Below are 26,989 nucleotides of genomic sequence, written 5' to 3' on the forward strand. Positions count from 1 at the left end.
CCAGCCGTCCGGTTGGCGCCCGCGCGGCAGAGCGTCGCGAACAAATAAGACGTTCCTTGAATGTTCTTGATAGTGATTCCTGTCAAGCGCGCGTCAGTAGACGAAGTCTGAAACCACTTCCTGGCGCGTCAGCTTGAGCGTCCTGTCCGGCTGCAGAATATAGGTCTCCTGCACCTTCTGACCGCTGGAATTGTAGAAGCTGTTATAGACATAGCTGCCGGGCGGCGATTTCGTCAGCTTGGAGCGGGCAGGGCCGCCATAGGTGAAGCTGCCCGGGATGGGCGTCGGCCCGGCGCCGCTATCGGCAACGCTGCAGGCCACCAGCACGGCGGCGGCGGTGAAAACCGGAACGATGACCTTGAACATGACAGTTGCCCCTTCAGCCCCTTCATTGATATGGCGCCAGAGATCCGCTTCGCCAAGTAGAGAGCGTTGAAATTTGAGCAGGGGTGCCCGCTACTTCGGCTCCGGCTGCTGGATCGTTTTCGGCGGCGTGTCATCGTTGCTGCCGCCCTGCTCGAAGGGCTTGATGACGAGAATACTGAGAACGGATGCCACCATGAGCGCGACGATGATCAGCATCAGTGTTTTCATGATTAATTCTACTTCGTCCGGCCACGTTGTTCTCAAGCCTATTGAACAGTCCGCTTGCCCGAAAAGTTCCGGCAAGTGCGCGTGAAATCGTGCGAAGAAAAGCGGGGAACCAAAGCCGCCCTTCAAGGGTTGATTGGGCGGATTTCAACGCTGGAGAGAGTCATGAGGACGTTTATCCGTATGGGGGTTCCAGCCCTTTTAATTGCCTCCGCCGCATTTGCCATTCCCGCATCCGCCTCTCTGGAAACCGATGTCGATTATTACTCGGCTCTGCCGCAGGATCAGATCGCGCTCAACGAATATACCAGCACCGTCGCCTGCCAGCCGGCCGAGGCGCATTACGTGCCGTCCTTCATCCGCGCGCCTGATGGTACGATCATAGGCGTCGGCTATGTGGAAGTCGAAAGCCAGAGCGATACCGGCTGTTGAAGGCGTGAAATATCCGAAGTATTTCCGCAAATTATCTCTGTTCGAGGCTCGTCTGCATAAGCAGAGGGTGACGAGCCTCTGACCATCATCATGATGGCTGCCGATGTTTTATTGTTGGCCTGCGCCGGCGCGCAACGGCAATACTTGGCCTATCCAGCCCGTCCTTCACCGTTGGTTAAACGAAAATAAACAGCCGTCCCGTTCCGGCACGCAGCCGTCAGGGTCGCTGTTTCGGGCCGAAGCTGTCGCCGGTCAGTGAAGCCTGAGCTTCGCCTCTTCGGCTGCCGCCACAAACTCCAGCCGCGCCTCTTCCGCCGTCTTGCGGCCATCAAGCGCTGCACGGCAGGTGCTGCGGGCTTTCAGATAGCGCAGACCGCGCGCCGCGGGCCAGAGATCGGCAAGGCACTTCAATGCATCGAACGGACCGTTGACGGTACGGGCATCGGTATCCTCGAAGCCGACCTTGACCGGACTATCCCATCTGTCAGTTGCCATAGGCGTATTCCTCCAGTGTTTACGCCAAACGCGCACAACGCCCCTCGTGTTCCTCCCGAAGAGCTCGTGTTGAGGGTATATTAGCGGGTTATTCCTTGGTCGCAATGGGGGATTTGAACTGAACTTGGACAGATCGGCCACCTCACATTGGAGGAGATGCCGAGGGCGAACGTGTGGCCGTGCCCCGTGCGGGAATTGTGGCCCGGCAAAAGCCGGGCCCCAGATCCTAGAAGACAGCTAGGTATTTCAGCAGCGACACGATACCGATGATGATCACGATAATCTGCACGATCTGCCGTGTGCGGCCATCGATCGGCAGGCGTTGAACCAAGTACAATACGAGAATGATGACGAGAAACGTGATCAGAATACCGATCAGTATCGAAGCACCCATTTATCCCCACTCCTATCCCAAAAGCCTTTCGGCGACAGGGAGTTAATTATGGGGCAACAAGTCAAAGAAAAGGGGGAGGTCTGAAACTTGATAAATTGCTCTGTCGGAGCGGTGCCGCCATTCATCTTGAAGTCGGCATATGCCGGGTAACCGCCAAGGATCGGTACAGACCGGAATCCGCGTGGATCATCAGAAGAAAAACTGGTGCTGCCGAGTGGGATTGAACCACCGACCTCACCCTTACCAAGGGTGTGCTCTACCACTGAGCTACGGCAGCAGGACCAAGAACGCTTCGAGCCATCAGGCTGTGTTGCGTGGACGGGGCGCCTATTGCCACAGGTTCCGGACAAGCGCAAGCCGCAATTTCGAACTTCACGTGGATTAACGAGGAAGGCCTTTTGGCGGGAGCGGGAATCCGCTAAGCAGAATGCATGGAAGACAATAGCGAAAAGCCTGTAAATAGCCGCAAGGCGGCAATCGAGGAGCAGGCGCGGCTGAGGCGCGAGCGGGCTGCGGAAAAACTCCGGGAAAATCTTTCGAGGCGCAAGCAGCAGGTCCGGGCGCGCCGTTCCGGGCAGGCAGACGAGACGATTGGCCTGCCTGCCGCAAAAATGGACGAATCGTAATGTTGGCTCCGCGGCGAATTGAAGCGTCGCGGGAATTCGTCTAAAGACCCCCATCCCTTTTAAAGGCAGAACTTTCAGGAAAGGCGGGCGCAGCCCGTAAGCCCCCATGGATCGTATCAGAATTGTCGGCGGGAATGAGCTTAACGGCATCATCCCGATTTCCGGCGCCAAGAATGCCGCACTGCCGCTGATGATCGCGTCTCTGCTGACCAGCGACACGCTGACGCTCGAAAACGTGCCGCATCTGGCCGATGTCGAGCTGCTCATGCGCATCCTTGGCAATCACGGCGTCGACGTTGCCGTCAACGGCCGCCGCGAGCGCCAGGACGACGCCTACTCGCGCACCATCCATTTCACCTGCCGCACCATCGTCGATACGACCGCCCCTTACGAGCTGGTCTCGAAGATGCGCGCCTCCTTCTGGGTCATCGGTCCGCTTCTGGCGCGCGAGGGACAGTGCCGCGTTTCGCTGCCGGGCGGTTGCGCCATCGGCACGCGTCCTGTCGATCTCTTCCTCGAAGGCCTGACGGCGCTCGGCGCCAACCTGGAAATCGACAGCGGCTATATCAACGCGACGGCGCCGAAGGGCGGCCTCATCGGCGCCAAGTACACCTTCCCGAAGGTCTCGGTCGGCGCCACCCACGTGATGATGATGGCGGCAACGCTTGCCCGCGGCACGACGGTGATCGGCAATGCCGCTCGCGAGCCTGAAGTCGTCGATCTCGCCAATTGCCTGATCGCCATGGGCGCCAAGATCACCGGTGCCGGCACGCCGACGATCACCATCGAAGGCGTGCAGTCGCTCTCCGGCGCCCGCCACCGCGTTCTGCCTGATCGTATCGAGACCGGCACCTACGCCATGGCCGTTGCCATGACCGGCGGTGACGTCGTTCTCGAGAACACCGATATGGCGCTGCTCGAAACCGCATTCGAAACGCTCCGCCGCGCCGGTGCCGATGTTTCGGCGACCAACAGCGGCGTGCGCATCAAGCGCAATGGCGCCGGCATCAAGCCCGTCGACGTGGTCACCGATCCCTTCCCGGGCTTCCCGACCGACCTGCAGGCACAGTTCATGGCGCTGATGACCCGTTCGTCCGGCGTCTCGCATGTCACCGAAACCATCTTCGAAAACCGCTTCATGCACGTGCAGGAGCTGGCCCGCCTGGGCGCCAAGATTTCTCTGTCCGGCCAGACGGCGAAAATCGAAGGCGTTCAGCGGCTGAAGGGTGCGCCCGTGATGGCGACCGATCTGCGCGCATCCGTGTCGCTGGTCATCGCCGGTCTTGCCGCTGAAGGCGAGACCATGGTGTCGCGCGTCTATCACCTCGATCGCGGCTTCGAGCGTCTGGAAGAAAAGCTCACCCGCTGCGGCGCCATCGTCGAACGCGTCAGCGAATAAGGGAAGGGCGGTTTTCCGCCCTTTGCTTTCCCCTGCGGGCATTGCCGCATAGCTGTTGCGCATTGCCCTCAGGCGTCCTATTTCCCTTGTCTAACGCATCGCCATACGGGCGGTGCGGCATCATCGACCGGGGGTACAGCCTGCATGACCGATCTGAAGCTTCTTGCACTCGACAGTGAAGACCTCGCCGTGGTCTCCGCGCATCTGCAGGACGCCGTTTTCAAGATCGGCGACATCGCCTGGTCCCCCAAGGATGGCCAGTTCGCCTTCGCGGCAAACCGCTTCGTCTGGGAAGAGGCTGGCGGTAAGCGCAAGGGCTTCGAGCGCCGCCGCGCCGCGCTCGTTTTCAAGCGTGTTCTCGCTGTCCGCTCCACCGGCATCGACCGCAAGCGCCGCGACGAAGTGCTGTCGCTGCTGTCGGTCGTCTTCGAGCCGAAGGACGAGGGCCCCGACGGCACGATCGAAATCACACTGTCGGGTGCGGCCGAGATCGTTCTCGATGTCGAATGCATCGAAGTTCAGCTTGCAGATATCGGCGGAGCATGGGAAACCGCCTCCAAGCCGCGCCATCCGGGCGCTTGACGATCGTCTCTGCGCGGTTTGATGTTTAGCGTTGGTTTGGAAGGAAATTGAGCGTGGCAATCTGGCTGGATCAGGCATCGGATGGTTTCGAGCAGCGTTTCGCCGCTTTTCTGACGACCAAGCGCGAGGTCTCCGAAGACGTCAACATCGCGGTGCGCGCCATCATCGATGACGTGCGCGCCCGCGGCGACGTCGCACTTGCCGAATATTCGAAGAAATTCGATGGCATCGATTATGCCAAGGTGCCGATGCGCGTCACCGAAGCTGAGATCGACGCTGCCGTCGAGGCAGTTCCGGCCGAAGTGCTGGGCGCGCTGAAGGTCGCCGCCGTCCGCATCGAATCCCATCACGCCCGCCAGCTGCCGAAAGACGATATCTACGAAGACGCCATGGGCGTCGGCCTCGGTTCGCGCTGGACGGCGATCGAAGCCGTCGGCCTCTATGTTCCCGGCGGTACCGCGAGCTACCCCAGTTCGGTGCTGATGAACGCCGTTCCGGCCAAGGTCGCCGGCGTCGATCGCATCGTCATCGCCGTTCCGGCAACCGGCGGCGTCGTCAATCCGGCGGTACTGGCAGCTGCGAAGCTCGCAGGCGTCTCCGAAATCTACCGTGTCGGCGGCGCACAGGCGATCGCGGCACTTGCCTATGGCACGGAAACCATCGCCCCAGTTGCCAAGATCACCGGCCCCGGCAATGCCTATGTCGCAGCCGCCAAGCGCCACGTCTTCGGCACTGTCGGCATCGATATGATCGCCGGACCCTCGGAAGTGCTTGTTATTGCCGACAAGGACAATAATCCGGACTGGATCGCTGCCGATCTTCTGGCCCAGGCTGAACATGACGCGAGCTCGCAGGCGATCCTAGCCACCGATGATGCTGACTTCGCCAAGGCTGTCGAAGCCGCCGTCGAGCGCCAGCTGAAGACGCTGAACCGGGCCGAGACCGCTGCCGCCAGCTGGCGCGATTTCGGTGCCGTCATCCTCGTCAAGGATCTGATGGACGCCATCCCGCTCGCAAACCGCATCGCCCCTGAGCATCTGGAGCTGGCGGTCGTCGATCCGGACGCGCTTCTCCCGGGCATTCGCAATGCCGGCGCGATCTTCATGGGCGCGCATACGCCTGAAGTGATCGGCGATTATGTCGGCGGCTCCAACCACGTGCTGCCGACGGCGCGTTCGGCGCGCTTCTCGTCCGGCCTTGGAGTGCTCGATTTCGTCAAGCGCACATCGATCCTGCGCCTCGGCCCGCAGCAGCTGCGCGAGCTTGGCCCGGCGGCGATCGCCTTGGCGGTGTCCGAAGGCCTCGACGCCCATGCGCGATCGGTCGCGATCCGCCTCAATCTCGAAAGGTGAGGCATGGCGAAGGGCGACTTCCGGCTTTCTGATGTCGTCCTTGACGACACGATCGGCCGTTCGACGCCCGATGTCGAGCATGAACGCGCCGTCGCCATCTTCGATCTGATCGAGGAAAATACCTTCGAGCCCGCCGGTCATCCGGGCGGCCCCTACAAGCTCAACATCTCGCTCGTCGACAGCAAGCTGGTCTTCGTCATCAGGACGGAGGAAGGCGGCGATGTTGCCACCCACATCCTGTCGCTGACGCCGTTCCGCCGCATCGTGAAAGACTATTTCATGATCTGCGAAAGCTATTACGAAGCGATCCGCTCGGCCTCGCCAAGTCGCATCGAAGCAATCGACATGGGCCGCCGCGGCATCCACAACGAGGGCTCGCAGACGCTGAAGGACAGGCTGAAGGGCAAGATCGACGTCGATTTCGACACGGCCCGGCGCATCTTCACGCTGGTCTGCGTGCTCTACTGGCGCGGATGAGCGGGATGGAGCCCGCTCCGCTCACCGCAGAAGGCAAGGCGCCGGGCGCGATCCTCTTCATGTGCGGCATGAACGCCATCCGCTCGCCGATGGCCGAGGCAATCGCCAGGAGCATGCTGCCCGCCAATACCTATATACGCTCGGCAGGCGTTCGCGCCGGCGAGCGTGATCCCTTCGTCGATGTCGTGCTTGAGGAGATCGGCCTTTCGCTCGGCCGCCACCTGCCGAAGACGCTCGAGGAGCTCGAGGACGACTATTTCGATCTGATCATCACGCTGTCGCCGCAGGCCCATCACGCAGCGCTGGAACTGACGCGTGCCAACGCCGTTGAAGTGGTGTATTGGCCGACCATGGATCCGACCGGCGAAACCGGCAGCCGCGACCAGATTCTCGATGCCTACAGGGAGGTGCGGGATCACATTGCGGCGCTGATCGAGAGCCGGCTACTCAGACGAAACGGCATTGCCGCGCAATCGGCCTAAAACAAAAGGAAGAAAGCCCGATCAACAAGGTTCACAAATGACCGTTGATTGTGTAGTTTCCGCCCAAATTTTAAGGTGGCGCAAGTCCGCCATCTCAACCGACAGGAAGAAAAGCCTTATATGCCTAAAGAAGAAGTCCTTGAATTTCCGGGTATCGTGACCGAACTTCTGCCGAACGCGACCTTCCGCGTGAAGCTTGAAAACGAGCACGAAATCATCGCCCACACGGCCGGCCGCATGCGCAAGAACCGCATCCGCGTTCTGGCGGGCGACAAGGTTCTTGTGGAAATGACTCCCTACGACCTCACCAAGGGCCGTATCACCTACCGTTTCAAGTAAGCTTGGGCCGCAAGCCCTCGAGGCTTCCTTTCCGGTCGAGGTTCCATGGCGCTCACATACAAGCTCATCCTGGCTTCCGGTTCTCCGCGACGTGTCGACCTGCTCAATCAGGCAGGCATCGAACCGTCGCGCCTGATGCCGATGGATATCGACGAGGCGCCGAAGAAATCGGAGCATCCACGCTCGCTGGCCCGCAGGCTTTCGACCGAGAAGGCCGAGGCCGCGCTGTCGGCGATCAAGGGCGATCTGGCCTGGAAGGGCAGCTACATCCTCGCGGCTGATACGGTCGTCGCCGTCGGCCGCCGCATACTGGGGAAGGCCGAGTTCGCGGATGAGGCTTCCGCCTCGCTCAATCTGCTCTCCGGCCGCAGCCACTGGGTTTATACCGGTGTCTGCCTGGTAACGCCCGATCGCAAGGTCCGCCAGAAGATCGTCGAAACCAAGGTGCGCTTCAAGCGCCTCTCCGGCTTCGAGATCGAGAGCTATCTGGCCTCGGGCCAGTGGCGCGGCAAGGCGGGTGCCTATGGCATCCAGGGTCTTGCCGGCAGCTTCGTCCAGAAAATGGTCGGCTCCTACACCAATGTGGTGGGCCTGCCGCTTTATGAAACTATCCTCCTGCTGACCGGCGAAGGCTTCGATGTGCACAGCCGGTGGCCTGAGGGCTAAGCCGGGGGCATCGTCATGTCCGAAGACGAGAATAGAACCACCGCCAAGGTCGAGCCGCTTCGCAAGACGCGGCCCTGCCCGGAATGCGGCAAGCCATCGCATCGCGAACATTATCCGTTCTGCTCGAACCGTTGCCGTGAGGTCGATCTCTCACGCTGGCTGACGGGCGCTTACGCCATACCCGTTGCCGACGATGAGAAGAAAGCCGAGTACGACGACGAGGAATAGCCTGTAAAACCACCGGCGAAGTCATTCAATTCACTCAGGAATTTGGAAAAATTCCACAAGCCTCAAAAAACTGTCATTTGACGCTTGCCATGTCCCGACAAGATGCTATAACCCCGCTCGCTTCCGGGGCACACCAAACCCTCCGGGTTCTTTCTTCGAAAGAATGCAGGCCGAAGCAGGAATGCCCAGATAGCTCAGTTGGTAGAGCAGCGGATTGAAAATCCGCGTGTCCGTGGTTCAAATCCGCGTCTGGGCACCACTCTTTCTCCTTAAGAAAAGCTCGATCAGTCGCCTTAGGTTTTGTCGCAGTTGCATGTCGCGGATTAGCCCATTTTGTACTTTTGGCTGAATTGCGCCTGCCCGCCATCGGCCTACCCTTCGCCCATGAACAAGATGCTTCTCGTGAGAGTGGCCGCCTGGCTGTCGCTGGCCGCCGTTATCTTTGTGACCGTGTGCCCGATCGAGTACCGGCCGCACGATATCATTGACGTCGATGTCGATCGCGCCATGGCCTTCATGGTGATGGGCATATTGTTCGTCACCGGTTATCCGCGGCGGGTCGTTCTGTGTGCGGTGCTACTGGTCATCGGTGCCTTCGCGCTGGAGACGCTGCAATTCCTGTCTCCGACGCGTCATGCGCATTTCGAGGATGCGGCGACGAAGAGCATGGGCGCGCTATTTGGCGTCTTCCTGGCGGAGGTCGTCAACCGCATTAGGGGTATCCGGCACAAGGCGGGATAAGCGTGGGCCGTGTTCAGTCGCGGTCCAGCCACGCAAGCATGCCCTGCGCCGCTGCCTTGCCCGTCGCCATGCATGCGGTCAGCAGATAGCCGCCGGTCGGCGCTTCCCAGTTGAGCATTTCGCCGGCGGCGAAGATGCCGGGGATGGCCTTCAGCATATAGCCGTCATCAATCGCTTCCAGCGCAATGCCTCCAGCCGAGGATATGGCTTCGGCAATCGGCCGGGTTGCGGTCAGCGGGATCGCCAGCGCCTTGATCCGTGCAGCAAGTTGCTGCGGGTCCTTCAGCACGTCGTCGCCTGCAAGCTCCCGGATCAGCCCTGCCTTGACGGGGTCGAGACCGGCGCCCTTGCGCAGCCGGTTGGAGAGGCTTGCTTTCCGGTCCTGCCTGGCGAGGTCTGCTGCCAGCCGTTCGACCGATCGCCCGGGAGCGAGGTCGACAAGCAGCGAGACAGCGCCATCGCGCTGCAGATCGTCGCGAAGGGCGGCTGCATGGGCATAGACAAGGCTGCCCTCGATCCCATGCTCCGAAATCACGAATTCACCGGGAAATGTCCCGGCCGCCGAAGTGGCCGTCACCGCCTTCAACGGCGCCCCGGCAAAACGCTCGCGAAACACTTCGCTCCAGTTGACATCGAAGCCGCAATTGGCCGGGCGGAAAGGGGCGGTATCGACGCCTCTCTGCCGCAGCCACGGCACCCATGCGGCATCGGAGCCGAGCTTCGGCCAGCTCGCGCCGCCAAGCGCCAGCAATGCCGCATCGGGGTGGATAACCTTCCGGCCTCCCTGGGTTTCAAGCACCAGGCCACCGTCAGTAAAGCCGATCCAGCGGTGGCGTTTTGCGATCACCACGCCTTGCGTCTCCAGCCGGGTAAGCCAGGCGCGGAGCAGCGGCGAGGCCTTCATGGCCGTCGGGAAGACGCGGCCGGATGATCCCACGAATGTCTCGGTGCCGAGTTCGCCCGCCCAGCGGCGGATATCGTCGGGCGTCAGCGCGTCAAGCGCCGGGCGGAGGCGATCGGAAGCGCCGCCGAAGCGGGTGGCGAACCGCTCGTAATCCTCGGAGTGCGTTATGTTCAGCCCGGATTTTCCGGCCAGCAGAAATTTTCGCGCCACCGTCGGCATGGCGTCGTAGACGGTGACCGCATGGCCGGAACAGGCCAGCGTTTCCGCCGCCATCAGGCCCGCCGGGCCGCCGCCGATGATCGCGATCTGTTTTTTCTTCATGGGCTGTCTGATACAGCATTCAAATGCGTCCGTCTCCGGATTCGAGAGAAGCCGTTTCGTTGCGTGTTGCGGCCAAACTCACTATCTCAATCCCATCTCAAATGGAGTGTCGCGGCATGGCCGATCTCAAAGCAAGACCCAGACCTACAGGCGCCAAGGCCGTCCTCGGCCGGACCGGATTTCCGCATGTCACCTCGGCGACGAAGGGCGAGATCGATATCGTCACCAGCCCGTCGCAGCCAGGGTTCAATCCGCTCGATCTTCTCTATTCATCGCTCTCGGCCTGCCTGGTGCTGAGCGCCCGCATCGCCGCCAGCAATCTCGGCGTCCTCGACAAGATCACCGAGATCACCGCTGACGTCACGGGTGAGAAGGCTGCAGAAGGCCTGTCGCGGGTCCAGAAGTTCAACATTGCCTTCTCGATCAAGGGGGATATCGACGAGGAAACGCGGCAGAAGATCGCGCATCTGGCCGAAGACGAGATCTGCACGGTCAGCAACACGATCCGCGGCAACCCGGAATTCTCGACGGTTATTTCCGGTTGAGCTTTTGTGTCGCGGGTGTCGTTCCCGCGCTATCCTCTTTCAGTTCGATCTGATAACTCGCATCCCGGCTGGCGTCTCAATCATGGCTGGCCGGGAAAGCATAGAGATCATGTCGCAGGCCGCCGCCCCCTCCACAGAAGCCGCTCCTTCACAACGTTTCGCGCTGACGGCGCTCATCCTTGGCGGCGCCGCCATCGGTGGTTCGCCGATCTTCGTGCGGCTCTCCGAAGTGGGGCCGATGGCAACGGCCTTCTGGCGCGTCGCGCTGGCGCTGATCCCGATCTTCATCTTCTCGCTGATCAAGAAGGATTCAGGCCCGAAGCCTGAAAAGCTCTCCGATTATGCCATGCTGATCCTGCCGGGCGTCATCCTCGCGGCGGATCTCGCGGCCTGGCACCTGTCGATTACCATGACCTCGGTTGCCAATGCGACGCTGCTCGCCAACCTCGCTCCCGTCTTCGTCACCGTCATCGGTTTCGTCGCCTTCCGCGCGCCCGTCTCCCGCATTTTCGTGCTGGGACTGGCATTGGCGCTGGCGGGCGTGGTGATCCTCAAGGGCGGACCGGCGGCGCTCGGCAACGGCGATCTGCGCGGCGATGGCGTGGCGATCATCGCGGCGATCTTCTATGCAGGCTACATCCTGGCAATTGGCCAGCTGCGCAGCCGTTTCGATACGATCCGCATCATGCTGTGGAGCACGGCATCGGCCGCCATCTGCGTCTTCCCGCTGGGCTTCTTCTTCGAGGCGCATATGCTGCCTCCGACGGCCTATGGCTGGGCGATCGTCTTCGGCCTTGCCTTCATCAGCCACGCAAGCGGCCAGGTGGCGATCGCCTTTGCGCTTGCCTATCTGCCGGCCGCTTTCTCGTCGCTGACGCTGCTGTTGCAACCGGTCGTGGCGGCCATCCTTGCCTGGGTGCTGCTCAACGAGGCGATCGGCCCGATGCAGGCAATCGGTGGGCTGGTGGTGCTCGCCGGGATCATGATCGCCCGGCGAGGCTAAGCGTCAGGCGACAGCCGCCGGCTGCATGCGCCGTGCATCCAGAATGCCGAGCGCTTCGTCGACGGTTGCCGCAATCGCAGCCTTTTCCGCATTGTTGCAGGTGCCCCAGGCTTCGATGAAGCTGCTGGTCTTGCCGTAGCTGTTGTCGAGCACGCAGTGATCGGCACCGATCAGCACGCACATGATGTGGCCGTGCATGCGGTCGGTAATCACCTGCCGGGCAGAACCCAGCAGCGCCACGCCGCGGTCAAAACGCTGCTGCGCCCGCTCGCGGTAGGCAAGCTCGGTCATCCGGGCACGTCCGCCGATTCGGCCGGAAAGCAGCCCCTTCAGGATCGCCGCACGCTTCGTCTGCTTCTGGAAATCGGCAGGCTCATCCGGCCAGTCGGATTTCACCGTGCCCGGGCGGCTGGTCGCCGCCGTCAGGTCCTGCGGCGCGCCCACTTCCTGGTCCTCGCGCAGATTGAGCAGCAGCTCGTGCTGAGGCGCCGGGCGAGTGACCGGGCCGATGCAGAAGGCCATGTCGGGGCAAAGCCTGACATCGCACTGGAACCAGCGCTTGGCGAATTGGAAGCTCTTGTGGTCGCGTACCAGCAGCGTGAAATTGCCGTGCTTCTCGATCGCGCGGGCGGTGCTGTCGATCCCGGCCTGTTCCTTGAAGTGGATGGTCTGCGGCATTTGGACGATCGGCCGGCCCTTGTATTTCGTCAGCATGTCCTCGCGGAACTGCCGGTAGCCCGCCCAGATATCCCCGAAATTGCCGCCACCATGCAGGAATATCCGGCCATCGCCGATCGCTGCCAGCATGCGCTCGTCGTCATAGGTGGGGATTTCGGTCACATAGGCCGGCCGCGTCTTGCGGCGGTCGAAATAGGCAAGCTCCCCGAGCCAGATGGCGCTGTCACCAATATTGTAGTGGTTCGGGAAATCGAGCAGCGCAAAGCGCTCGGCCGGATCGACGAGGTCGGAAAGGCAATTTGCGATCAGTCCCTGAAGGCGGTTGATGATCGTAATGTTGGTTTCCTGCATATAAGGCTCCTGTTGAAGAGTCTGGCCCAGCCCCGGCGGCTAGGCCTCGGCCCGTTTTCCGAACGGCAGCAAAGACTTGCCGAGCGCGATGTAAGGGCGGATGGCGGATCTGCCGAAGACCGGCAGAAAGGCGAGATAGACGACGGCGCCGAGACCGATGCTGAGACCAAGCGACAGCCATCGGCTCTGCAGATGTTCGGCGATGACGGGATGTGCAAACCAGACGCAGACAGCCATGACGGCGCTGCCGCAGAAGGGCAGGGCGACCGACTTGAAGGTGCCGAGCGAATCGATGCCGGCATAGCGATGCAGCACATATTGCTGATAGGGCATGGTCAGCCAGGCGCGCAGCACGTAGCCGGCGGCAACGGCGAGGATGCCGTAGGGTACCAGCAGCCAGGTCAGCAGCAGGGTCGCGGCAAACTGCAGTGCTGCGACCGAGAGGATCGATTCTGCGCGATTGACTGCCGATAGCGCCGACGAGGCAAAGAAGTTGGTCACGAACGGCACCGACATCAGCACCAGCACGGTGGCGATATCGCCGGCATTGCCCCACTTGTCGCCGAAGAGCAGCGCGATCATGTCGTTCGACAGCGCGCCGAAGCCGAAGAGCAGCGGAATGGTGCCGAGTGCGGCGGCGCCGACGATCTTGTTATAGGCGTTGCGGAAGGCGACGCGATCGTTCTGCAGGCGTGACAGGGTGACCAGCGAGACGCTGCCGATCGGCGCCAGAACGGCCTGGCCGATGAGTTCGATCAGCCGCCAGGCGATGCGGTAACGGCCGACTTCGACGGCGCCGTACCAGCGGGAGATGAAAATGTCCTGGACGCGGGCGAGCAGCATCCACATCAGCTGGGTGACGACGAGGCTGACGCTGAACAGGAAGACCGAGCGGAATTTCGCAACATTGAACCGCAGGCGCGGCATCCAGGGATAGGCGACCCAGCCGAGAACAACTGTGACCGCAGCGTTGACGGCGGTCTGCGCGACCAGTGCCCAGATGCCCCATCCGAGATAGGCGCAGACGACGGCAGTGATGCCGGACAGGAGGCTGGCTGCGATGCTCTGCGCCGCAAGGTTCTTGTGGCCGAATTCACGGGCGAGACGCGCATTGTGGATGACAGCCAGCGACGAGACGGGCAGCAGCGGCGCCAGCCAGCGGAGAATGCCAGACACGGATTCGTCGCGCACCAGCTCGCCGTAATAGGGCGCGAACACGAAGACCACGGCGGCAATGATGGCGCTGAACGCAACTGTGGCCCAGAAGCAGGTATCGGCCAGCTCCTCATCGAGATCCAGCTGCCGGGTGATGGCATCGCCAAGCCCTGCATAGGCAAGCACACGGCCGATTTCGACGAACAGGCTGGCGAGCGCAAAAGTGCCGAAGTCGCCGGGCCCGAGAATGCGCGCCAGAATGACGAAGATGACGAAGGTCGCAATCGTGCTCCAGGCTACGCGAACGACCGACCAGAGGACGGATAGTGCCGTCTTCTTCTTCAGATCGGCATGCGCAACTGCATGTTCTGCCATTCATCATCCTATCGATTGCAGCCGAAGCTTGGGTCATCGGCGCAAAGAGTGTGCGGGGTGTCAGGTGCGGACTGCGTTGGGCGACTTGCGGCGGGTGCTCTGCCAGTAGGCGATCATTCCCGTCAGGTTGTCCCGGAGCTGCCGGCGATAGGTCAGTCCCATCTCCTTGCTCATCGGCTGGCCGCCGATCGCTTCGCGGACAGCCTGGCGGATATCCCAGCGCAGCATGCCGCGCATGTTCGAGCGCTTGTCGAACAGATATTTCGCGTAGAGCGCACCGTTGCCGAAGGCATAGCCGGCATGCAGGCGGTGGATGTCCTCGATCTTGCGGCGGCCGTGGAAATGCTTGACCACCAACTCGGGCACATACTCAACCCGGATACCGGCATTGAAGGCGCGGTGAATGTAATCGGTATCCTCGCCGGAGCGGAACGTGGCACCGGCGCCGAAGCGCGGATCGAAATCGCCGACGCGATCGACCAGCGCGCGCGGGAAAACCATGTTGCAGCCATGTATGAAGCCGCCCGCATGCAGCTCGTTGTTCAGCACGGCCGGTTCCAGCTCCGTCTTGATGGTGACAGGGAGGTCGCGGGCATCGCCAAGCTCGACCCGGCCGCCGCGCATGACGATCGCATCGTCGGCAGCAAACAGAGCCGCGATGGTGGTGAAGTAGTCCGCAAACACCTCGCAGTCGTCATCCGTGAAGGCCAGCAGGTGGCCGGTTGCCGCCGCGATGCCGGAATTGCGGGCATTGGCCAGCCCCGGCAGCGTCTCATGGACAAGATTGGTGTGAAGAGGCGCGACAGCCGCCCACCGGCGAAAGACCTCGGACGTATCGTCCGTCGAGCCGTTGTCGACAAACACGAGTTCCAATTGCAAATCGCCCGCCTGCCGGGCGGCATTCGCAATGGCATCCAGGCAGTTCAACAGGCCGCCAGCCCGATTTCTCGATGAGATAATCAGGCTGATATCAACGGGCCGAGGAGGCATGCAATTTCCCCTTCTGCGATCGATGTCCGGGCCAAGATAGGTCTGATATCAGAACTCGGCAAGGACTTTTTGCAATGCAGCAAAATAGAACAGGCGCAGAAGAAACAGAAAGAATGAGGTAATTTATAGGCGAGTGAATTTTAGGTAATTAAATTCACGAATGTATTGTCAGACTATTGTAATAAATCGTGATAAGTATGGTTACAATTGCTGATTTGATATTTTCACTATCATCAGCCATTGAAATTATGGTGTAACTACGCAGGAGTTTTGCTGGAGTATAAATAGAAATATGAGAATTTTACATGATGAGAATGCCGTAAAATATCTCCCTTTCTTTGGTGCCGCTTTGCGCTGCACAATAGAGAGTTGCAGTCCGTGAAGGCCGAAGATTTAGCGCATGGCGCGCAGTGTAAGCCAAGCTTTCCGGCGGTGATCGCACCGGAAAAGCTTCCGCAAGAGTAGGGATGAAAGAACAAATTCCGTCATCGCAAGTCTTTCGCGCCGCGGCTTGCTACTGGCTTTCCTTCAACAGCCACTGCTGAATGATCGGCACGTCGGCATCGCCGAGATCGTGACCGCCGGGGATGACGTCCGAATCGACGGTCGCGCCCGAGGTTTTCAACCGTCCCTCGAGATCGTTGGCATATTTTCCATAGGCGTCGGTCTTGCCGCTGATGACGAGCAGGTCGGTGCCCTTCAGATCGGCATGCGGATAATTCGTCAGAACCGGCATGGAGCGCAGCAGAACGGCCTTATGGATCAGCGACGGGTGCAGGTAGATCAGCGAGTTCAAAAGATTCGCGCCGTTGGAATAGCCGACGAAGACGATCTTCTTCGGATCCAGCCCATAGGATTTGACCGCGCCGTCGATGAAGGCGGCAAAGGCTTCCGCTTCGCTCTTGATGTCGTCCTGGTCGAAGGAGAAGGGCGTGATCCGCTTGTACCAGCGCGGAAAGCCTTCTTCGGTCGCCCGGCCGCGCACCCCAAGCAGTGTTGCCCGCGGCGCCACCTTGTGCAGCAGCGGCATCAGCGTCGTCTCGTTGCCGCCGGAGCCGTGCAACAGCACGAAGACGCTGCCATCCGGATCCGGCGGCGTGTAGAAGCGGTGCACGAAGGGCAGATCGCGGTAGTTGACCCTTGGCTCGCCCGGCATCGAAAATTGAGGCAGCACGACCTTTAGATCCTTCAGATCCTTGATCGAATCCTTCGGGGGCAGGAAAAGCTTGGTGCCGAGCGTCGGCGCCGGCTCATCCACCAGCATGCCCGGCTTGTCGGTCGCAAGCTCGATCAGTGTGCCGCCGGGCTCGCGGACATAGAGCGATTTGAAATATTTCCGGTCATGCATGTTGGTTGCCGAGTCCGTCGACGTGGCAAGCGCATCATGAACAGATGTCAGCTCGGCCTCATCCGCGGCGCGGAAAGCAACGTGATCGATCGTCCCCGTGCCCGGCGCACCGGACCAGAAGCCCTTTGCGTTGCGCACGTCCATGACATCGCCGGAATCGGAGACCAGCCTGTCGATGGCGCCCTTGTTTGCCTGGAAACGATAGCCGAAGTGGCTCTCGATGAAGGCGCGGCTGGCATCGGGCGTTTCGGTCAGCATCGTCGCGCCACGGACCCGTTGTACCGCGTGTTCGATCGGAACCGGTCCGTTTGCCCAGGCTGCGGCGCTTTTGAGCCCCTTGTTGCCGGCAAGCTTCAGGATGATGTTGTCAGGATCCTTGAGGCGCAGCACCGGCTCGCCAAATTCGTCGGACGGGCCTTCCATGCGGATCCCGAAGCTCATGGCCCGCGTCAGCCAGTAGCCGATGCTGGTCGGGTCGATTGCCAGCGCGATCTCGCTGATCTGACCGAAACCAGCGCGACCCTGCGAGCCGTCTTCCCAGGCAAGGAAAGTCAGCAGCGAGCCGGGCGTACCCTCTCCATCGCCATAGAAGAGATGCAGTTGGGTTTCGTCCTCGAAACCGGCGGTCTGCTTGACGAGCCGCATGCCGAGAAAACCGGCATAGAAATCCACATTCGCCTGCACTTTGCGGGTGATGGCGGTGATGTGATGTATGCCAGAAATCATCGAAAGCAGTCCGTATTGCTGGGGAGTGGCGAGAAGCGCCAGAACTAATGCGGATACTAAAGTCATACCAGTGCCGTTGGAGATTGCCTCGATTGTTCTACACAAAGAACTAGGGCATCGCCGCGCGGCTGCAATTCCAAACTGTCGACATCTGCCAGGGCCTGCTCCAGCTGCTGCAGCGTCGGCGGCTTGATCATGTAGGCAAGAGCGCCGAGTTCCTTGGCCCTCTGCATGTCGCTCTCGTCGCTGGATGTGCTGAGGATGCAGACCGGTATCTGCTTCAGCCGGATATCGGCCGAAAGCGCGTTCAGCACCTCAAAGCCGTCCATGATCGGCATGTTGATATCGAGCAGCATCAGGTCCATCGGCGGCTGGCTGAGATCGATGGCTCGCTCCTCCAAAAGCCGCATGGCCTCGCGCCCGTTGGTCGCCACATGCAGGTTGAAGCTCACTTTCTCCCGCCGCATTAGCTTGAGCTTCAGAAGCTGTATGTCGGCAGGGCTGTCTTCGACGAGAAGCACTTCGGCAAGACGGCCCTTGGCCTCCTGAGGCTGTTCGATTGCCCGGACCGCCTGCGGCCCCGTCTGCGCTGCAGCCTCGGCGGACATGCTGTTTGCGAGCGGCAATTCGAGCACAAAGGTCGCGCCGCGTCCCGTCTTCGCCTCGCACCAGATCGCGCCGCCATGCAGCTGCGCAATGCGGCGGCAGATCGCAAGGCCCAGTCCCGTTCCTTCGATGCCGCGTCCGACCAGACGCTTGAAGGGCTGGAAGATCAGCTCCCGGTGGTCGGGATCGATGCCCGGTCCGTTATCGGTGACCAGGAGACGGCAGAGACCGCTACCTGCGGCCTCGGAACTGACATGCACCTGAGGGCGCTGGTCTTCGCAATAGCGGATCGCATTGGAGATCAGGTTTTGCATCAGCTGGATCAGCAGCGTCCCGTCGCCCATCACCTCCGGCAGATCGCCGCTGACGATGGTCGCCTGCCTGCTCTCCATCTGCTGGTGCAGATTGTCCTCGACCTGCCCGAGAACGGCGGCGAGCGACACGGGTTTCAGTTCCAGTTCCCCGGAGACATCAAGCTTGGTGAAGCCCGAGACCTTGACGATCAGGTCTTCCATATGGTCGGCGGCACTCAGGATATAATCGAGAAGCTCGCGGTCCTCGGCCGGCAGCGAAGCCGAGCCGTGCAGGATCTTGCTGAAGGACTTGATGGTGCGTAGCGGCTCCTTGAGGTCGTGCGCCATCGCTCGGGTGAAGATCTCGAGCGATTGCCGCTTCTGCTCCAGCTTCTTCTCCAGCGCGCCATGCATGACGGCATTCTGCACGCAGCGGTGCAGCGTCTCGGGCGAAAGCGCATCCTTGGTCAGGTAGTCGCGTGCCCCGTTCTTCATCACCTCGACGGCGACAGTCTCGTTGCCCTGTCCTGTCAGCATGATCACATTGGCGGCCGGATCGAGCTTCAGGATTTCGGCAAGCACCCCAAGTCCGTCGCGGCCGGGCAGCGAATAGTCGAGCAGGATGCAGCTTGGCCGCTTGCTGCTGGCAAGCTCCAATCCTTGGTCGCCGGTCTCGGCCTCGGCTACCACGTAGTTCGTTCCGGCGACTCGCGACAGCATCCGCCGGTAGACCTCGCGGTCGTCCATGTTGTCGTCGATGATCAGTACTAGGCAGTCTTCCGCCAATCGTTCAATCCTCGTGCGGCAGGATGGCAATCTCGAACCAGTATTCCTTCAGCCGCTGAATCGCGGAGAACAGTCCGTCGAGATCGACAGGTTTCTGCACATAAGTATTGGCGCCGAGTGCATAGCAGCCTTCGATGTCACGCTCGTCGTCTGATGTCGTCAGAATGACCACCGGGATCTTGCGCCACTGCGGGTTGGATTTGATCGCCTCAAGGGTTTTGCGGCCATCGAGGCCCGGCATGTTGAGGTCGAGCAGGATCAGGCCGGGGCGCGGGTTCATGCCGGCAAGCTCATCGAGCGCTTCCTGGCCAGAAGCGGCCCAGCGGATCGGGTTGCGCAGGTTGGTGCGCTTGAAGGCACGCATCGTCGCCTCGAAGTCGTCCTCGCTGTCTTCGACAATCAGGATCGGCTGCATATCACGCGGCTGCATTGTGGCCCTCTCTGTTGCTTCCCAGCGTAAAGTAGAATGTGGTGCCTGCACCCATCTCGGACTCCAGCCATATCTCGCCATTGTGGCGGCCAATGATCTTTCGCACGAAGGTCAGTCCGGCCCCGGTTCCATCATCCGAATCCTGCGATTTTTCAAGCCGTTTGAAAATCCGGAAAATGTCCTCGTAGAATTCCGTCGCGATGCCCTTGCCGTTATCCCTGACGAAAAACACGCCGCGCGCGGCCGCGCCGTCCTTGCCGGTGTAGTGCTCCAGATAGCCGATGGTGACCAGCGGCTCCGGCTTGTCGTTGTATTTGACGGCGTTGGTCACCAGGTTCCGGAATACCTCGGTCAGCCGCGTCGCGTCGCAGACAACTTCTGGAAGCTCTCCATCCACCACGACCCGCGCGTGCCGCTCCTCCAGAAACACTTCCAGCGTCGCCACCACGTCCTTGATGACGAGATTGATGTCGGTGCGCTTGACGGCCAGCTGCTGGCGTCCGATGCGGGAGAAATAGAGAAGATCGTTGACGAGCTTCTCCATCCGCTGACTGAGCCGCACCAGCCGGTTGAGACGGCGAACGCCGTCCTCGTCGAGCTGGTTCTCGTAGTCTTCGAGCAGGAAGCGTGAGTGATTGTGAAGCCCGCGCAGCGGCTCCTTCAGATCGTGCGAGGCGATATAGGCGAATTCGTCGAGGTCCTGGTTGCTGCGTTCCAGATCGGCCGTATAGGCCTCCAGCTGCGCCAGCGTCGTCTTCAGCCGTTCCTGTTGCTGCACCCTGTCGCTGATGTCGCGCACGATGCCGACGAATGTCCGCGCGCCGCTTGTCGGAACCACGCTGACGGACAGATCGAGCGGAAACACCACGCCATTCTTGCGGCGGCCGGACACCATGCGCGTCGTGCCGATGATCCGTTCCTCGCCGGTCTCATGGTAGTGCTGCAGGTAATGGTCATGCTCGGAGTGATAGGGCTCCGGCATCAGCATGTTGATGTTCTTGCCGAGTGTCTCGGATGGCAGGTAGCCGAACATCTGCTCGGCCGCGGGATTGAAGCTGGAGATCACGCCGCGCTGGTCCATGGTGATCACGGCATCCGGCGTGTTGCGCACCAGTGAGCTGAAGCGAATGCGCTCCGTCTCCAGGCTGGCGCTGTTGCGCATGTAATTGTGCACCAGATAGCCGATCAGCCACAGCAGGCCGATGGTGATCGCGCGGTTGGCAGCCTCGGGCCAGACGACCGTGTCGCTATGGTTGACGGCGAAGAAGCCGAGAAGGATGAGGACCGTGCAGACGAACGCCAGGTAGAGCGGTGCGTTGCGATTGCCGAACCAGAGGGCGGTCAAAATCAGCGGCACATAAAGAATGCCGTTCGCCACCCCGAGCGGCGTATAGAGGTCGGCGAGCAGTCCGGTGAAACAGACGACGCCGGGGATCCACAGCGGCACGCTGGCGCTGCCCTGTGGCTGGCGCCACCAGGCAGCGGCCAACAATCCACCGCCGAAGAACGTCACGCCGATCGACGTATGCAGCGCCATCGCCGCATAGGGACCCCAGCGATAACCCTCCTCGGCGCTGGTGACGTAAGCAGCGAAGGCGACCATACCGAGCGTGATGATCACATAGCCCGTCAATTCCTGGAGAAGGGGAGCCCTGTCATCCTTCCAGTTCCGGCCGGCAAGCAGCGCAAGATTGCCGATCAGGAAGCAGAGCGTCGTATTCGGCCCCATGCCGCCGCCAATCAGGTCGGAAAATTCCCGCGAGACGAGGAGGTTGGTCAGCACGCGATCGACCATATGCGAGGTGCGCCCGAGCGAGATGATCTCGGCAAACCGCGTCACAGTGATTGCTGCGACACATAGGGAGATCAGGGACGCCGCCATGTTCAGACGCTGCAGCTTCGATACTGATCCCGCCAATGCCAGACCGGAGAGCACGAAGCAGAGCGCCGTATTGAACGCCATCGCCGGAAATTCCGGCACGACGGAGACGATGACCTCGACTTCCAGCAGCCAGCCGGTGATCGCGCAGATGCCGAGAAGCGTGATGAGCGTTCCGATGGCAATCGCGGCCACGCGGTAGCGGCCCTTCTTCTGCGCTTCGTCCCTCAAGCTGGCGGCATTCCACACGCGGTCGATCCTCCTGAATTCGGGTCATCTTTTCCGAAATGACCGAATACACAATAGGAAACGTAAGGTTGTGTGCGTCTTTCCTCTGCCGATTCAGGGGAGGTTGATAACGATTCTTAGCGAAGTATCTTTATTGTCGCATCGCGAAACAGGCGGGACATCGCCGGTGGCGACTGGGTGAAGTGGCTATGCCTTTGATATTCTACATCGATGATAGCAAGGATGATCTCTTCTATCTCGATTACATGCACCGGAAGGGCGCCTTCACCGCCGAGCTTGTGTCGTTTTCCCAGGCGCAGCCGGTTTGGGAGATGCTGGAGGCGCGTCATACCACGGGCGAGCCGCTTCCCGATCTGCTGATCGCCGATCTCTACATGCCTCTCGACGACGGCCTTGCTTTGGTGCGCAAGGTCAGCCTCGATCCTCGCTTCGCATCGGTGAAGCTTGGCATATGCAGCGGTTCGGATGCCGATGAGGACCGGGAGCGCTCGCTGGAAGCCGGCGCCCATATCTACCTGCAGAAGCCTTTGAATTTGAACGATAGTCTTCTCAATCAACTGGTGTAGGCGCGAGGTGCCCGAACACGCGACAGCGCGCTGAAACGCCAATTGACAAGGCTTGTTCAGCGTCCCAAGATACAACCAAGAGGAAGAGGAGTGATTTGAGCGCTGAGAGAGCCGACTGACCCATATTCGCCGCCACGAACTTCAGCCAACCCCTTAGCTGAATGGATCTATCGGCTCTCTCGCGCTTACTTCCGGCACTTTTCCCGCTACTCATGAGATCATGAACAACGAAAAATGCGATACCTAGGTAAGACTACGATTTCAGTATATCTGCCTTTGCATCACTTGCGGTTGAGAAATTGATGAGCTTGTTTGCCTTGGGATATTGGGAAGTCCCCGTCCCGTTATCCCCATCAACTGTCTCGGTTTTTTTGTAACTGTTCGCGTTTAGGACGTATATCCCAAGATTTCGGGATGGTGTGGAGTGACTTCTGGAAGTTTCGAGGTAAGGTTGCCGGAATGACCAATGCTGCGGCTGTTCCTTTTCATACTGGGCCCGAGCTGAACCGGGCCATCAACCGGACCGATTTCTTCCGCTTGTTTAAGGCGGCGGCACACCACTACCATTTCGACAATTTCGTTCTGGCAAAGATTTCCGAGGCGGCAGCGCCGTTCGGAGAGCGTGAAATCGTCATCACCAACGTGGCGGAGCGGCGTGCGACGCTGTTTATCCGGACGCTGAAGGAGGCGCTGGGGGCGATAAAGGCGAAATCCGCGCAGTTCCTCACGTCACCGGTTTTCGGCAAGAGCGCACAGCTGGAAGGCTATCCCGCCGATCTGGTGTTCAACGAATTCAACGGCAACACGTTTCTGTTGATTCCGCTCTTTACGCCAGAGGGACGGCGATACTGTCTGGTGCTCAGCGGCGTTCGCCAGGAGCCGGACCAGAGCGAGATCGCCGACGTCCTGCTTGACGTCATGCGTATCTTCGACAAGCTGTACGAGGAAATCTTGACCCAGGAAATGTCTGGACGTCTGACGCAGCGCGAAGCCGAGATCGTCAAATGGACGAGCGAAGGCAAGACCTCTGCTGAGATCGCCATCATTCTCGGTTTGTCGGAGCATACGGTGAATTCGCATATTACGGCGGCAGTCAGAAAGCTCGACGCGGTCAACCGCGTACATATGGTAGCCATAGCGCTCCGGAACGGGCTCGTTTCGTGACCGGAGGGGATGGTATGGCAGGCGAGACAAGCGCCGGGCGGACCGTTAAGGTCCTGTTCGTGGACGACGAGTTCATTGAATTCCGTTCACTGAAGAAGAAGATCGGCAGCCTCTCGGAGCCGGCCGTCGATGTTGAATACGCTCAGTCGATCGGTGACGCCCTCGAGAAGATCAAGGCTGCGCGCTATGATCTGATCCTGCTCGACAACCGTCTGCTTCCGAATGCCGATTTCCGCGAGACGGTGCCGGAACTGCGCGGTATCGGCTATACCGGGCCCATCGGCGTGATCTCGACCGATATATCGGACGGGTACTTCCAGCAGTTCCCGGATTACGGCGTCGATTTCCGCATTGGCAAGGATGAGATGGATGCGCGGACGCTGCAATATATCATCCGCGAATACGTGACCTACGACGTCCCGGACTTCTGGAAGGACGACTACACAATCTGACGGCTCAGGCAGGCAGACGGACTTCGAACCGGCTGCCGCTGGCGGATGATGCTGCAAGCGTCACCGTGCCGCCAAGCGCCGCGGCCAGCTCACGGCAAACCGTCAAGCCAAGTCCCGGCCCGGGAACTGTTCCGGCTTTTGGCAGCTTCCAGAACGCCTCGAAAATGCGTGCCTGATGCGCGGGATCGATGCCCCGGCCGTTATCGGCGACGGAAATGACAAGCTCTTCGCCATCGCGCACAGCCCCGACTTCCACCCGAAGGTCCTCTCGCTCGCCATGGGCAATCGCGTTGACGAAGAGCTGCTTCAGCACGGCCGTCAGCAAGGTGGGGTCGGTTCGCAGTTCCGGCAGCCCGTGGTGAGCCAGCACGGCTTTGGTCTCTGGAAACTCCGCGGTGGCTTCAGACCACGCGGTCTCAGAAGCGATGGTCAGATCCACATTCTCGCGTGCGGCCTGTGGGGTGCCCGATGCAAAAGTCATCAGTGCCTTGGTCAGCTTCTGCGCCGTCTGCACCTTTTCGAGAATGGTCGTCAGGCTTTGCTTCTCGTCGGCGCTGATCCGGCCTTCGAGATCCTCCAGCAGGATTTCCGAATACATCGCGATGTGACGGAGCGGCGACTGCAGGTCATGAGAGGCCACGGCCAGGAAGCGGCGGATCCGCTCCTCGGTGTTCCTGGTCTCTTCCGGCGTCGTGCTGGATGACATGGCGGTATCTCCCCTCGACCTCGGGAGCACCATAGAAAGCGGGCGCCGGTTCTGCAACCGGCGCCCGCCTCAAGCTTTTGTTAGCAACCGGTTTTTAGCCGATCGACTTGCGCGGCTCTGCCGGTGCCGGAGGAATGATCTCGGCTTCCGGCTTGGCATCCGCTGCCGGCTTGGCGTGGCGGCGGCGCCAGTCGCCAAGGAACAGCAGGATCGGCGCCGCGATGAAGATCGACGACGCGCCGGCAACGAGAATGCCGAACACCATCGGGATCGCGAAGCTTTCGACGGCACTGCCGCCCCAGATCGCCATCGGCAGCAGCGCAAGGAAGGCCGTCGCGTTGGTGTAGAGGCTTCGGGCCAGCGTCTCGTTGATCGAGCGGTCGATGATCTCGCGCAGCGGCATCGACTTGTAGAGACGCATGTTTTCGCGCATGCGGTCGTAAACGACGACCTTGTCGTTCACCGAGTAGCCGACAAGCGTCAGGATCGCGGCGATGGCGGTCAGGTTGAAGTCCAGGCCCGTCAGCGCAAAGAAGCCGATCGCCTTGGTCACGTCGAGAACGAGCGTGACGATGGCGCCGACCGCAAACGGCCATTCGAAGCGCGCCCAGATATAGGCGAGCATTGCCAGGCTGGCGATGACGACGGACAGGATACCAGCCCATGCGAGTTCGCCGCTGACCTTCGGGCCGATGACGTCGGTGCCGGTTACGGTCGCCGATGGATCGATCTTGACGATCTCGTTCTTCAGCTTCTCGACAGCCACGGTCTGGGCTTCTTCGCCGCCGTCCTGGCGCTGTGCGCGCACGGCCATGGTGTTGTTGTCACCATAGGACTGCAGGGAGACTTCGCCGAGGCCAAGGCTGTTCAGACCTTCGCGGAACTTGCCGAGATCGGCCGCCTCGGTCGTCTTGACCGACATCTGGATACCACCACGGAAGTCGACGCCGTAGTTGAGGCCAGGATGGATGAAGAGGATGACGGATGCGATCGACAGCAGCGCCGAGACGCTGACGCCGAAGAAGCGTGCCTTCATGAACTGGATGTGGCGGCCATAGGGGTTGAACATCATCGGCAGCAGCGGCTTGATGTTCAGAACCTTCAGCTTCTGGCGGCGGGTAATCTCGATCATCGTGACGCGAACGAAGGCGACCGAGGTGAACATCGAGATGATCAGACCGAGTGCCATGGTAACGGCGAAGCCGCGGACCGGGCCGGAGCCGAACCAGAACAGGATGGCGGCGGCAATCAGCGCCGTCATGTTGCCGTCGATAATCGTGGAGTAGGCGCGGCGGAAGCCGGTGTCGATAGCGGCAAAGGCGCTCTTGCCCTTGCGCGTTTCTTCGCGGATGCGCTCGTTGATCAGAACGTTCGCATCAACGGCCAGACCGATGCCGAGCACGATACCGGCAATACCGGGCAGCGTCAGCGTCGCGCCGACCAGCGTCAGGGCTGAGAAGGTCAGGATCGTGTGGATCAGCAGGGCGAAGTTCGCGAGGAAGCCCCACTTGCCGTAGAGGACGAAGATGAAGAGGGCGACGAGGACGAAGCCGACGATACCCGAATAGATGCCCATGCGGATCGCATCGGCGCCGAGGTCGGCACCGACGGTGCGCTCTTCGATGACGGTCAGCTTGGCGGGCAGGGCGCCGGCGCGCAGCATGGCGGCAAGCGTCGTTGCCGTATCCGCCGAGAAGCTGCCGGAAATCTGGCCCGAGCCACCGGTGATCGGTTCGCGGATGACCGGCGCGCTCAGCACCTTGTCGTCGAGAACGATGGCAAAGGGGTTGCCGACATTCTGGCGGGTGATATCGGCAAAGCGGGTTGCGCCGGCGCTGTCGAAGCGGAAGCTGACGATCGGCTCATGCGTGTTCGGGTCGAAGCCGACACGGGCATCCGAGAGGCGGTCGCCGGAGATTTCGACGCGGTCGAGAACCGGATAGCTTTCGCCCTTGTCGTCTTTCAGCATGGTCACGCCAGGACCTGGCTGGTTGTTCGGGGCAAGCATGTGGAACGACATCTTGGCGGTCGAACCGAGGAGCTGGCGCAGACGCGACGGATCCTGCGCGCCCGGAAGCTGCACGAGAACGCGGTTTGCACCGATGCGCTGGATCGTCGGTTCGGCAACGCCAACCTGGTCGACGCGCTGGCGGATGACTTCAAGGCTCTGCTGGACAGCGGAATCGACATGGCTCGCGAGACCGGCCGGCGAGAAGGCGACGATCACGTTGCCGCCGTTGGTCGTGACCGAGAGATCGGACTGACCGGCGCTGAGGCCCGTGCTGATCGGGTTGCCGAGCGTCTGCAGCTGGGTAACGGCTGCGCCGCTCTGCTCCGGATCAACAGGTGTGACGACGATCTGGTTGTTGTTGAGGACGATCGACTTCGTCTGGATGCTCTTCTCGCGCAGAACGCGGCGGGCGTCTTGCAGCAGGGTCTGCAGCCGTTCCTTGGTCAGATCGGCTTCGTCGACTTCGAGAACGAGGTGCGAGCCGCCACGAAGGTCGAGGCCGAGGGAGACCTGGCTATGCGGCAGCCAGGCCGGCAGCTTGCTGAGGGTGCTTTGCGACAGCACGTTCGGCAGCGCGATGATGAGGCCGAGCACGATGATCACCGAATAGGTGAACACCAGCCATGGTGAATTGCGCATTCTATCTG

30 protein-coding genes and 2 tRNA genes are annotated in these 26,989 nt (G+C 60.9%); 17 read left to right on the top strand and 15 right to left on the bottom strand.

From position 1 onward, the window contains the following. Window positions 1-93: 93 nt before the first annotated feature. Entirely contained in the window at window positions 94-366 is a 273-nt protein-coding gene (locus AB4Z25_RS08370) for a hypothetical protein (protein ID WP_112538599.1), read from the bottom strand. Between the two features lie 90 nt (window positions 367-456). Then, window positions 457-594 (bottom strand): hypothetical protein, encoded by a 138-nt coding sequence (locus AB4Z25_RS08375; RefSeq protein WP_162698714.1) that lies wholly within the window; start codon window positions 592-594, stop codon window positions 457-459. 162 nt (window positions 595-756) lie between these two features. On the opposite strand from AB4Z25_RS08375, the gene AB4Z25_RS08380 reads away from it, so the two are divergent. Further along, window positions 757-1,023 carry a hypothetical protein gene (locus AB4Z25_RS08380; protein WP_112538600.1) on the top strand — a complete coding sequence of 89 codons (267 nt, stop codon included), beginning with the start codon at window positions 757-759 and terminating at the stop codon, window positions 1,021-1,023. 252 nt (window positions 1,024-1,275) lie between these two features. On the opposite strand, the gene AB4Z25_RS08385 is transcribed toward AB4Z25_RS08380, so the two are convergent. From AB4Z25_RS08385 to AB4Z25_RS08395, 3 genes are all read right to left on the bottom strand, one after another. Beyond that, window positions 1,276-1,518: a DUF982 domain-containing protein gene (locus AB4Z25_RS08385; protein ID WP_112387545.1), complete on the bottom strand. Its 243-nt coding sequence runs from the start codon at window positions 1,516-1,518 to the stop codon at window positions 1,276-1,278. A gap of 226 nt (window positions 1,519-1,744) precedes the next feature. Further along, window positions 1,745-1,912: a Thivi_2564 family membrane protein gene (locus tag AB4Z25_RS08390; RefSeq protein WP_112387546.1), complete on the bottom strand. Its 168-nt coding sequence runs from the start codon at window positions 1,910-1,912 to the stop codon at window positions 1,745-1,747. A 202-nt stretch (window positions 1,913-2,114) separates the two neighbouring features. Beyond that, window positions 2,115-2,189, bottom strand: a tRNA-Thr gene (locus AB4Z25_RS08395). 154 nt (window positions 2,190-2,343) lie between these two features. Here AB4Z25_RS08395 and AB4Z25_RS08400 point away from each other — a divergent pair. From AB4Z25_RS08400 to AB4Z25_RS08450, 11 genes are all read left to right on the top strand, one after another. Continuing rightward, window positions 2,344-2,538: a hypothetical protein gene (locus AB4Z25_RS08400; protein ID WP_112513987.1), complete on the top strand. Its 195-nt coding sequence runs from the start codon at window positions 2,344-2,346 to the stop codon at window positions 2,536-2,538. Between the two features lie 106 nt (window positions 2,539-2,644). Then, window positions 2,645-3,937 carry a UDP-N-acetylglucosamine 1-carboxyvinyltransferase gene (gene murA, locus AB4Z25_RS08405; protein WP_112387548.1) on the top strand — a complete coding sequence of 431 codons (1,293 nt, stop codon included), beginning with the start codon at window positions 2,645-2,647 and terminating at the stop codon, window positions 3,935-3,937. A gap of 144 nt (window positions 3,938-4,081) precedes the next feature. Next, window positions 4,082-4,519, top strand: coding sequence for a DUF2948 family protein (locus AB4Z25_RS08410; protein WP_112538601.1), 438 nt, complete (start codon window positions 4,082-4,084; stop codon window positions 4,517-4,519). Between the two features lie 53 nt (window positions 4,520-4,572). Continuing rightward, on the top strand, window positions 4,573-5,871 hold the full coding sequence (hisD, locus tag AB4Z25_RS08415; protein ID WP_112538602.1) for a histidinol dehydrogenase: 1,299 nt from the start codon (window positions 4,573-4,575) through the stop codon (window positions 5,869-5,871). A 3-nt stretch (window positions 5,872-5,874) separates the two neighbouring features. Then, window positions 5,875-6,348 carry a UPF0262 family protein gene (locus AB4Z25_RS08420; protein WP_112387551.1) on the top strand — a complete coding sequence of 158 codons (474 nt, stop codon included), beginning with the start codon at window positions 5,875-5,877 and terminating at the stop codon, window positions 6,346-6,348. Next, on the top strand, window positions 6,345-6,830 hold the full coding sequence (locus AB4Z25_RS08425; RefSeq protein ID WP_442207933.1) for an arsenate-mycothiol transferase ArsC: 486 nt from the start codon (window positions 6,345-6,347) through the stop codon (window positions 6,828-6,830). The genes AB4Z25_RS08420 and AB4Z25_RS08425 overlap by 4 nt, the downstream gene beginning before the upstream one ends. A gap of 120 nt (window positions 6,831-6,950) precedes the next feature. Further along, on the top strand, window positions 6,951-7,169 hold the full coding sequence (gene infA / locus AB4Z25_RS08430) for a translation initiation factor IF-1 (protein ID WP_003545338.1): 219 nt from the start codon (window positions 6,951-6,953) through the stop codon (window positions 7,167-7,169). Window positions 7,170-7,214: 45 nt separating this feature from the next. After that, the gene (locus AB4Z25_RS08435) at window positions 7,215-7,835 is read left to right on the top strand and encodes a Maf-like protein (RefSeq protein WP_112387553.1); all 621 of its coding nucleotides are present in this window, start codon (window positions 7,215-7,217) and stop codon (window positions 7,833-7,835) included. A 15-nt stretch (window positions 7,836-7,850) separates the two neighbouring features. Next, window positions 7,851-8,063 (top strand): DNA gyrase inhibitor YacG, encoded by a 213-nt coding sequence (gene yacG, locus AB4Z25_RS08440; RefSeq protein ID WP_112387554.1) that lies wholly within the window; start codon window positions 7,851-7,853, stop codon window positions 8,061-8,063. A gap of 183 nt (window positions 8,064-8,246) precedes the next feature. After that, a tRNA-Phe gene (locus tag AB4Z25_RS08445) sits at window positions 8,247-8,322 on the top strand. Window positions 8,323-8,447: 125 nt separating this feature from the next. Next, entirely contained in the window at window positions 8,448-8,804 is a 357-nt protein-coding gene (locus AB4Z25_RS08450; RefSeq protein ID WP_310293019.1) for a VanZ family protein, read from the top strand. A 13-nt stretch (window positions 8,805-8,817) separates the two neighbouring features. Here the strand turns inward: AB4Z25_RS08450 and AB4Z25_RS08455 are convergent, their stop codons facing one another. After that, entirely contained in the window at window positions 8,818-10,029 is a 1,212-nt protein-coding gene (locus AB4Z25_RS08455; RefSeq protein ID WP_112538604.1) for a TIGR03862 family flavoprotein, read from the bottom strand. A 116-nt stretch (window positions 10,030-10,145) separates the two neighbouring features. On the opposite strand from AB4Z25_RS08455, the gene AB4Z25_RS08460 reads away from it, so the two are divergent. Together AB4Z25_RS08460 and AB4Z25_RS08465 are read left to right on the top strand one after the other, a co-directional pair. Further along, window positions 10,146-10,574: an OsmC family protein gene (locus AB4Z25_RS08460; protein ID WP_112538605.1), complete on the top strand. Its 429-nt coding sequence runs from the start codon at window positions 10,146-10,148 to the stop codon at window positions 10,572-10,574. 109 nt (window positions 10,575-10,683) lie between these two features. Beyond that, window positions 10,684-11,577 carry a DMT family transporter gene (locus AB4Z25_RS08465; RefSeq protein WP_112387557.1) on the top strand — a complete coding sequence of 298 codons (894 nt, stop codon included), beginning with the start codon at window positions 10,684-10,686 and terminating at the stop codon, window positions 11,575-11,577. A gap of 3 nt (window positions 11,578-11,580) precedes the next feature. Here AB4Z25_RS08465 and AB4Z25_RS08470 read toward each other — a convergent pair whose 3' ends face one another. The 7 genes from AB4Z25_RS08470 to AB4Z25_RS08500 form a co-directional block, all read right to left on the bottom strand. Beyond that, window positions 11,581-12,606, bottom strand: a complete 1,026-nt coding sequence (locus AB4Z25_RS08470; RefSeq protein WP_112538606.1) for a polysaccharide pyruvyl transferase family protein — start codon at window positions 12,604-12,606, stop codon at window positions 11,581-11,583. 39 nt (window positions 12,607-12,645) lie between these two features. Then, a complete protein-coding gene (locus AB4Z25_RS08475) occupies window positions 12,646-14,136 on the bottom strand; it encodes a lipopolysaccharide biosynthesis protein (RefSeq protein WP_112387559.1) in 1,491 nt (496 codons plus the stop codon). Between the two features lie 60 nt (window positions 14,137-14,196). Further along, window positions 14,197-15,126 (bottom strand): glycosyltransferase family A protein, encoded by a 930-nt coding sequence (locus tag AB4Z25_RS08480; protein WP_112538607.1) that lies wholly within the window; start codon window positions 15,124-15,126, stop codon window positions 14,197-14,199. A 514-nt stretch (window positions 15,127-15,640) separates the two neighbouring features. Then, a complete protein-coding gene (locus AB4Z25_RS08485; protein ID WP_112538608.1) occupies window positions 15,641-17,200 on the bottom strand; it encodes a VOC family protein in 1,560 nt (519 codons plus the stop codon). A 62-nt stretch (window positions 17,201-17,262) separates the two neighbouring features. Beyond that, entirely contained in the window at window positions 17,263-18,885 is a 1,623-nt protein-coding gene (locus AB4Z25_RS08490; RefSeq protein ID WP_112538609.1) for a response regulator, read from the bottom strand. A gap of 4 nt (window positions 18,886-18,889) precedes the next feature. After that, window positions 18,890-19,315 carry a response regulator gene (locus AB4Z25_RS08495; protein WP_112387563.1) on the bottom strand — a complete coding sequence of 142 codons (426 nt, stop codon included), beginning with the start codon at window positions 19,313-19,315 and terminating at the stop codon, window positions 18,890-18,892. Further along, window positions 19,302-21,443, bottom strand: a complete 2,142-nt coding sequence (locus AB4Z25_RS08500) for a PAS domain-containing sensor histidine kinase (protein WP_112538610.1) — start codon at window positions 21,441-21,443, stop codon at window positions 19,302-19,304. Before AB4Z25_RS08500 ends, AB4Z25_RS08495 begins: the two co-directional genes overlap by 14 nt. 188 nt (window positions 21,444-21,631) lie before the next feature. On the opposite strand from AB4Z25_RS08500, the gene AB4Z25_RS08505 reads away from it, so the two are divergent. From AB4Z25_RS08505 to AB4Z25_RS08515, 3 genes are all read left to right on the top strand, one after another. After that, a complete protein-coding gene (locus AB4Z25_RS08505) occupies window positions 21,632-22,009 on the top strand; it encodes a response regulator (RefSeq protein ID WP_112538611.1) in 378 nt (125 codons plus the stop codon). Between the two features lie 459 nt (window positions 22,010-22,468). Then, entirely contained in the window at window positions 22,469-23,173 is a 705-nt protein-coding gene (locus tag AB4Z25_RS08510; protein WP_112387566.1) for a helix-turn-helix transcriptional regulator, read from the top strand. Between the two features lie 14 nt (window positions 23,174-23,187). Further along, window positions 23,188-23,625 (top strand): response regulator, encoded by a 438-nt coding sequence (locus tag AB4Z25_RS08515; protein ID WP_112513976.1) that lies wholly within the window; start codon window positions 23,188-23,190, stop codon window positions 23,623-23,625. A gap of 4 nt (window positions 23,626-23,629) precedes the next feature. On the opposite strand, the gene AB4Z25_RS08520 is transcribed toward AB4Z25_RS08515, so the two are convergent. Together AB4Z25_RS08520 and secD are read right to left on the bottom strand one after the other, a co-directional pair. Then, window positions 23,630-24,331 carry an ATP-binding protein gene (locus AB4Z25_RS08520; RefSeq protein WP_112538612.1) on the bottom strand — a complete coding sequence of 234 codons (702 nt, stop codon included), beginning with the start codon at window positions 24,329-24,331 and terminating at the stop codon, window positions 23,630-23,632. Window positions 24,332-24,425: 94 nt separating this feature from the next. Then, a complete protein-coding gene (gene secD / locus AB4Z25_RS08525) occupies window positions 24,426-26,981 on the bottom strand; it encodes a protein translocase subunit SecD (RefSeq protein WP_112387569.1) in 2,556 nt (851 codons plus the stop codon). Window positions 26,982-26,989: the final 8 nt, after the last annotated feature.

It is taken from the genome of Rhizobium sp. RAF36 (assembly GCF_052114105.1).
GTDB lineage: Bacteria > Pseudomonadota > Alphaproteobacteria > Rhizobiales > Rhizobiaceae > Rhizobium.

Coding starts and splice junctions, on each gene's coding strand:
- AB4Z25_RS08370 (WP_112538599.1), bottom strand. CDS start 366: ATGTTCAAGGTCATCGTTCCGGTTTTCACCGCCGCCGCCGTGCTGGTG.
- AB4Z25_RS08375 (WP_162698714.1), bottom strand. CDS start 594: ATGAAAACACTGATGCTGATCATCGTCGCGCTCATGGTGGCATCCGTT.
- AB4Z25_RS08380 (WP_112538600.1), top strand. CDS start 757: ATGAGGACGTTTATCCGTATGGGGGTTCCAGCCCTTTTAATTGCCTCC.
- AB4Z25_RS08385 (WP_112387545.1), bottom strand. CDS start 1,518: ATGGCAACTGACAGATGGGATAGTCCGGTCAAGGTCGGCTTCGAGGAT.
- AB4Z25_RS08390 (WP_112387546.1), bottom strand. CDS start 1,912: ATGGGTGCTTCGATACTGATCGGTATTCTGATCACGTTTCTCGTCATC.
- AB4Z25_RS08400 (WP_112513987.1), top strand. CDS start 2,344: ATGGAAGACAATAGCGAAAAGCCTGTAAATAGCCGCAAGGCGGCAATC.
- murA (WP_112387548.1), top strand. CDS start 2,645: ATGGATCGTATCAGAATTGTCGGCGGGAATGAGCTTAACGGCATCATC.
- AB4Z25_RS08410 (WP_112538601.1), top strand. CDS start 4,082: ATGACCGATCTGAAGCTTCTTGCACTCGACAGTGAAGACCTCGCCGTG.
- AB4Z25_RS08420 (WP_112387551.1), top strand. CDS start 5,875: ATGGCGAAGGGCGACTTCCGGCTTTCTGATGTCGTCCTTGACGACACG.
- AB4Z25_RS08425 (WP_442207933.1), top strand. CDS start 6,345: ATGAGCGGGATGGAGCCCGCTCCGCTCACCGCAGAAGGCAAGGCGCCG.
- infA (WP_003545338.1), top strand. CDS start 6,951: ATGCCTAAAGAAGAAGTCCTTGAATTTCCGGGTATCGTGACCGAACTT.
- AB4Z25_RS08435 (WP_112387553.1), top strand. CDS start 7,215: ATGGCGCTCACATACAAGCTCATCCTGGCTTCCGGTTCTCCGCGACGT.
- yacG (WP_112387554.1), top strand. CDS start 7,851: ATGTCCGAAGACGAGAATAGAACCACCGCCAAGGTCGAGCCGCTTCGC.
- AB4Z25_RS08450 (WP_310293019.1), top strand. CDS start 8,448: ATGAACAAGATGCTTCTCGTGAGAGTGGCCGCCTGGCTGTCGCTGGCC.
- AB4Z25_RS08455 (WP_112538604.1), bottom strand. CDS start 10,029: ATGAAGAAAAAACAGATCGCGATCATCGGCGGCGGCCCGGCGGGCCTG.
- AB4Z25_RS08460 (WP_112538605.1), top strand. CDS start 10,146: ATGGCCGATCTCAAAGCAAGACCCAGACCTACAGGCGCCAAGGCCGTC.
- AB4Z25_RS08465 (WP_112387557.1), top strand. CDS start 10,684: ATGTCGCAGGCCGCCGCCCCCTCCACAGAAGCCGCTCCTTCACAACGT.
- AB4Z25_RS08470 (WP_112538606.1), bottom strand. CDS start 12,606: ATGCAGGAAACCAACATTACGATCATCAACCGCCTTCAGGGACTGATC.
- AB4Z25_RS08475 (WP_112387559.1), bottom strand. CDS start 14,136: ATGGCAGAACATGCAGTTGCGCATGCCGATCTGAAGAAGAAGACGGCA.
- AB4Z25_RS08480 (WP_112538607.1), bottom strand. CDS start 15,126: ATGCCTCCTCGGCCCGTTGATATCAGCCTGATTATCTCATCGAGAAAT.
- AB4Z25_RS08485 (WP_112538608.1), bottom strand. CDS start 17,200: ATGATTTCTGGCATACATCACATCACCGCCATCACCCGCAAAGTGCAG.
- AB4Z25_RS08495 (WP_112387563.1), bottom strand. CDS start 19,315: ATGCAGCCGCGTGATATGCAGCCGATCCTGATTGTCGAAGACAGCGAG.
- AB4Z25_RS08505 (WP_112538611.1), top strand. CDS start 21,632: ATGCCTTTGATATTCTACATCGATGATAGCAAGGATGATCTCTTCTAT.
- AB4Z25_RS08510 (WP_112387566.1), top strand. CDS start 22,469: ATGACCAATGCTGCGGCTGTTCCTTTTCATACTGGGCCCGAGCTGAAC.
- AB4Z25_RS08515 (WP_112513976.1), top strand. CDS start 23,188: ATGGCAGGCGAGACAAGCGCCGGGCGGACCGTTAAGGTCCTGTTCGTG.
- AB4Z25_RS08520 (WP_112538612.1), bottom strand. CDS start 24,331: ATGTCATCCAGCACGACGCCGGAAGAGACCAGGAACACCGAGGAGCGG.
- secD (WP_112387569.1), bottom strand. CDS start 26,981: ATGCGCAATTCACCATGGCTGGTGTTCACCTATTCGGTGATCATCGTG.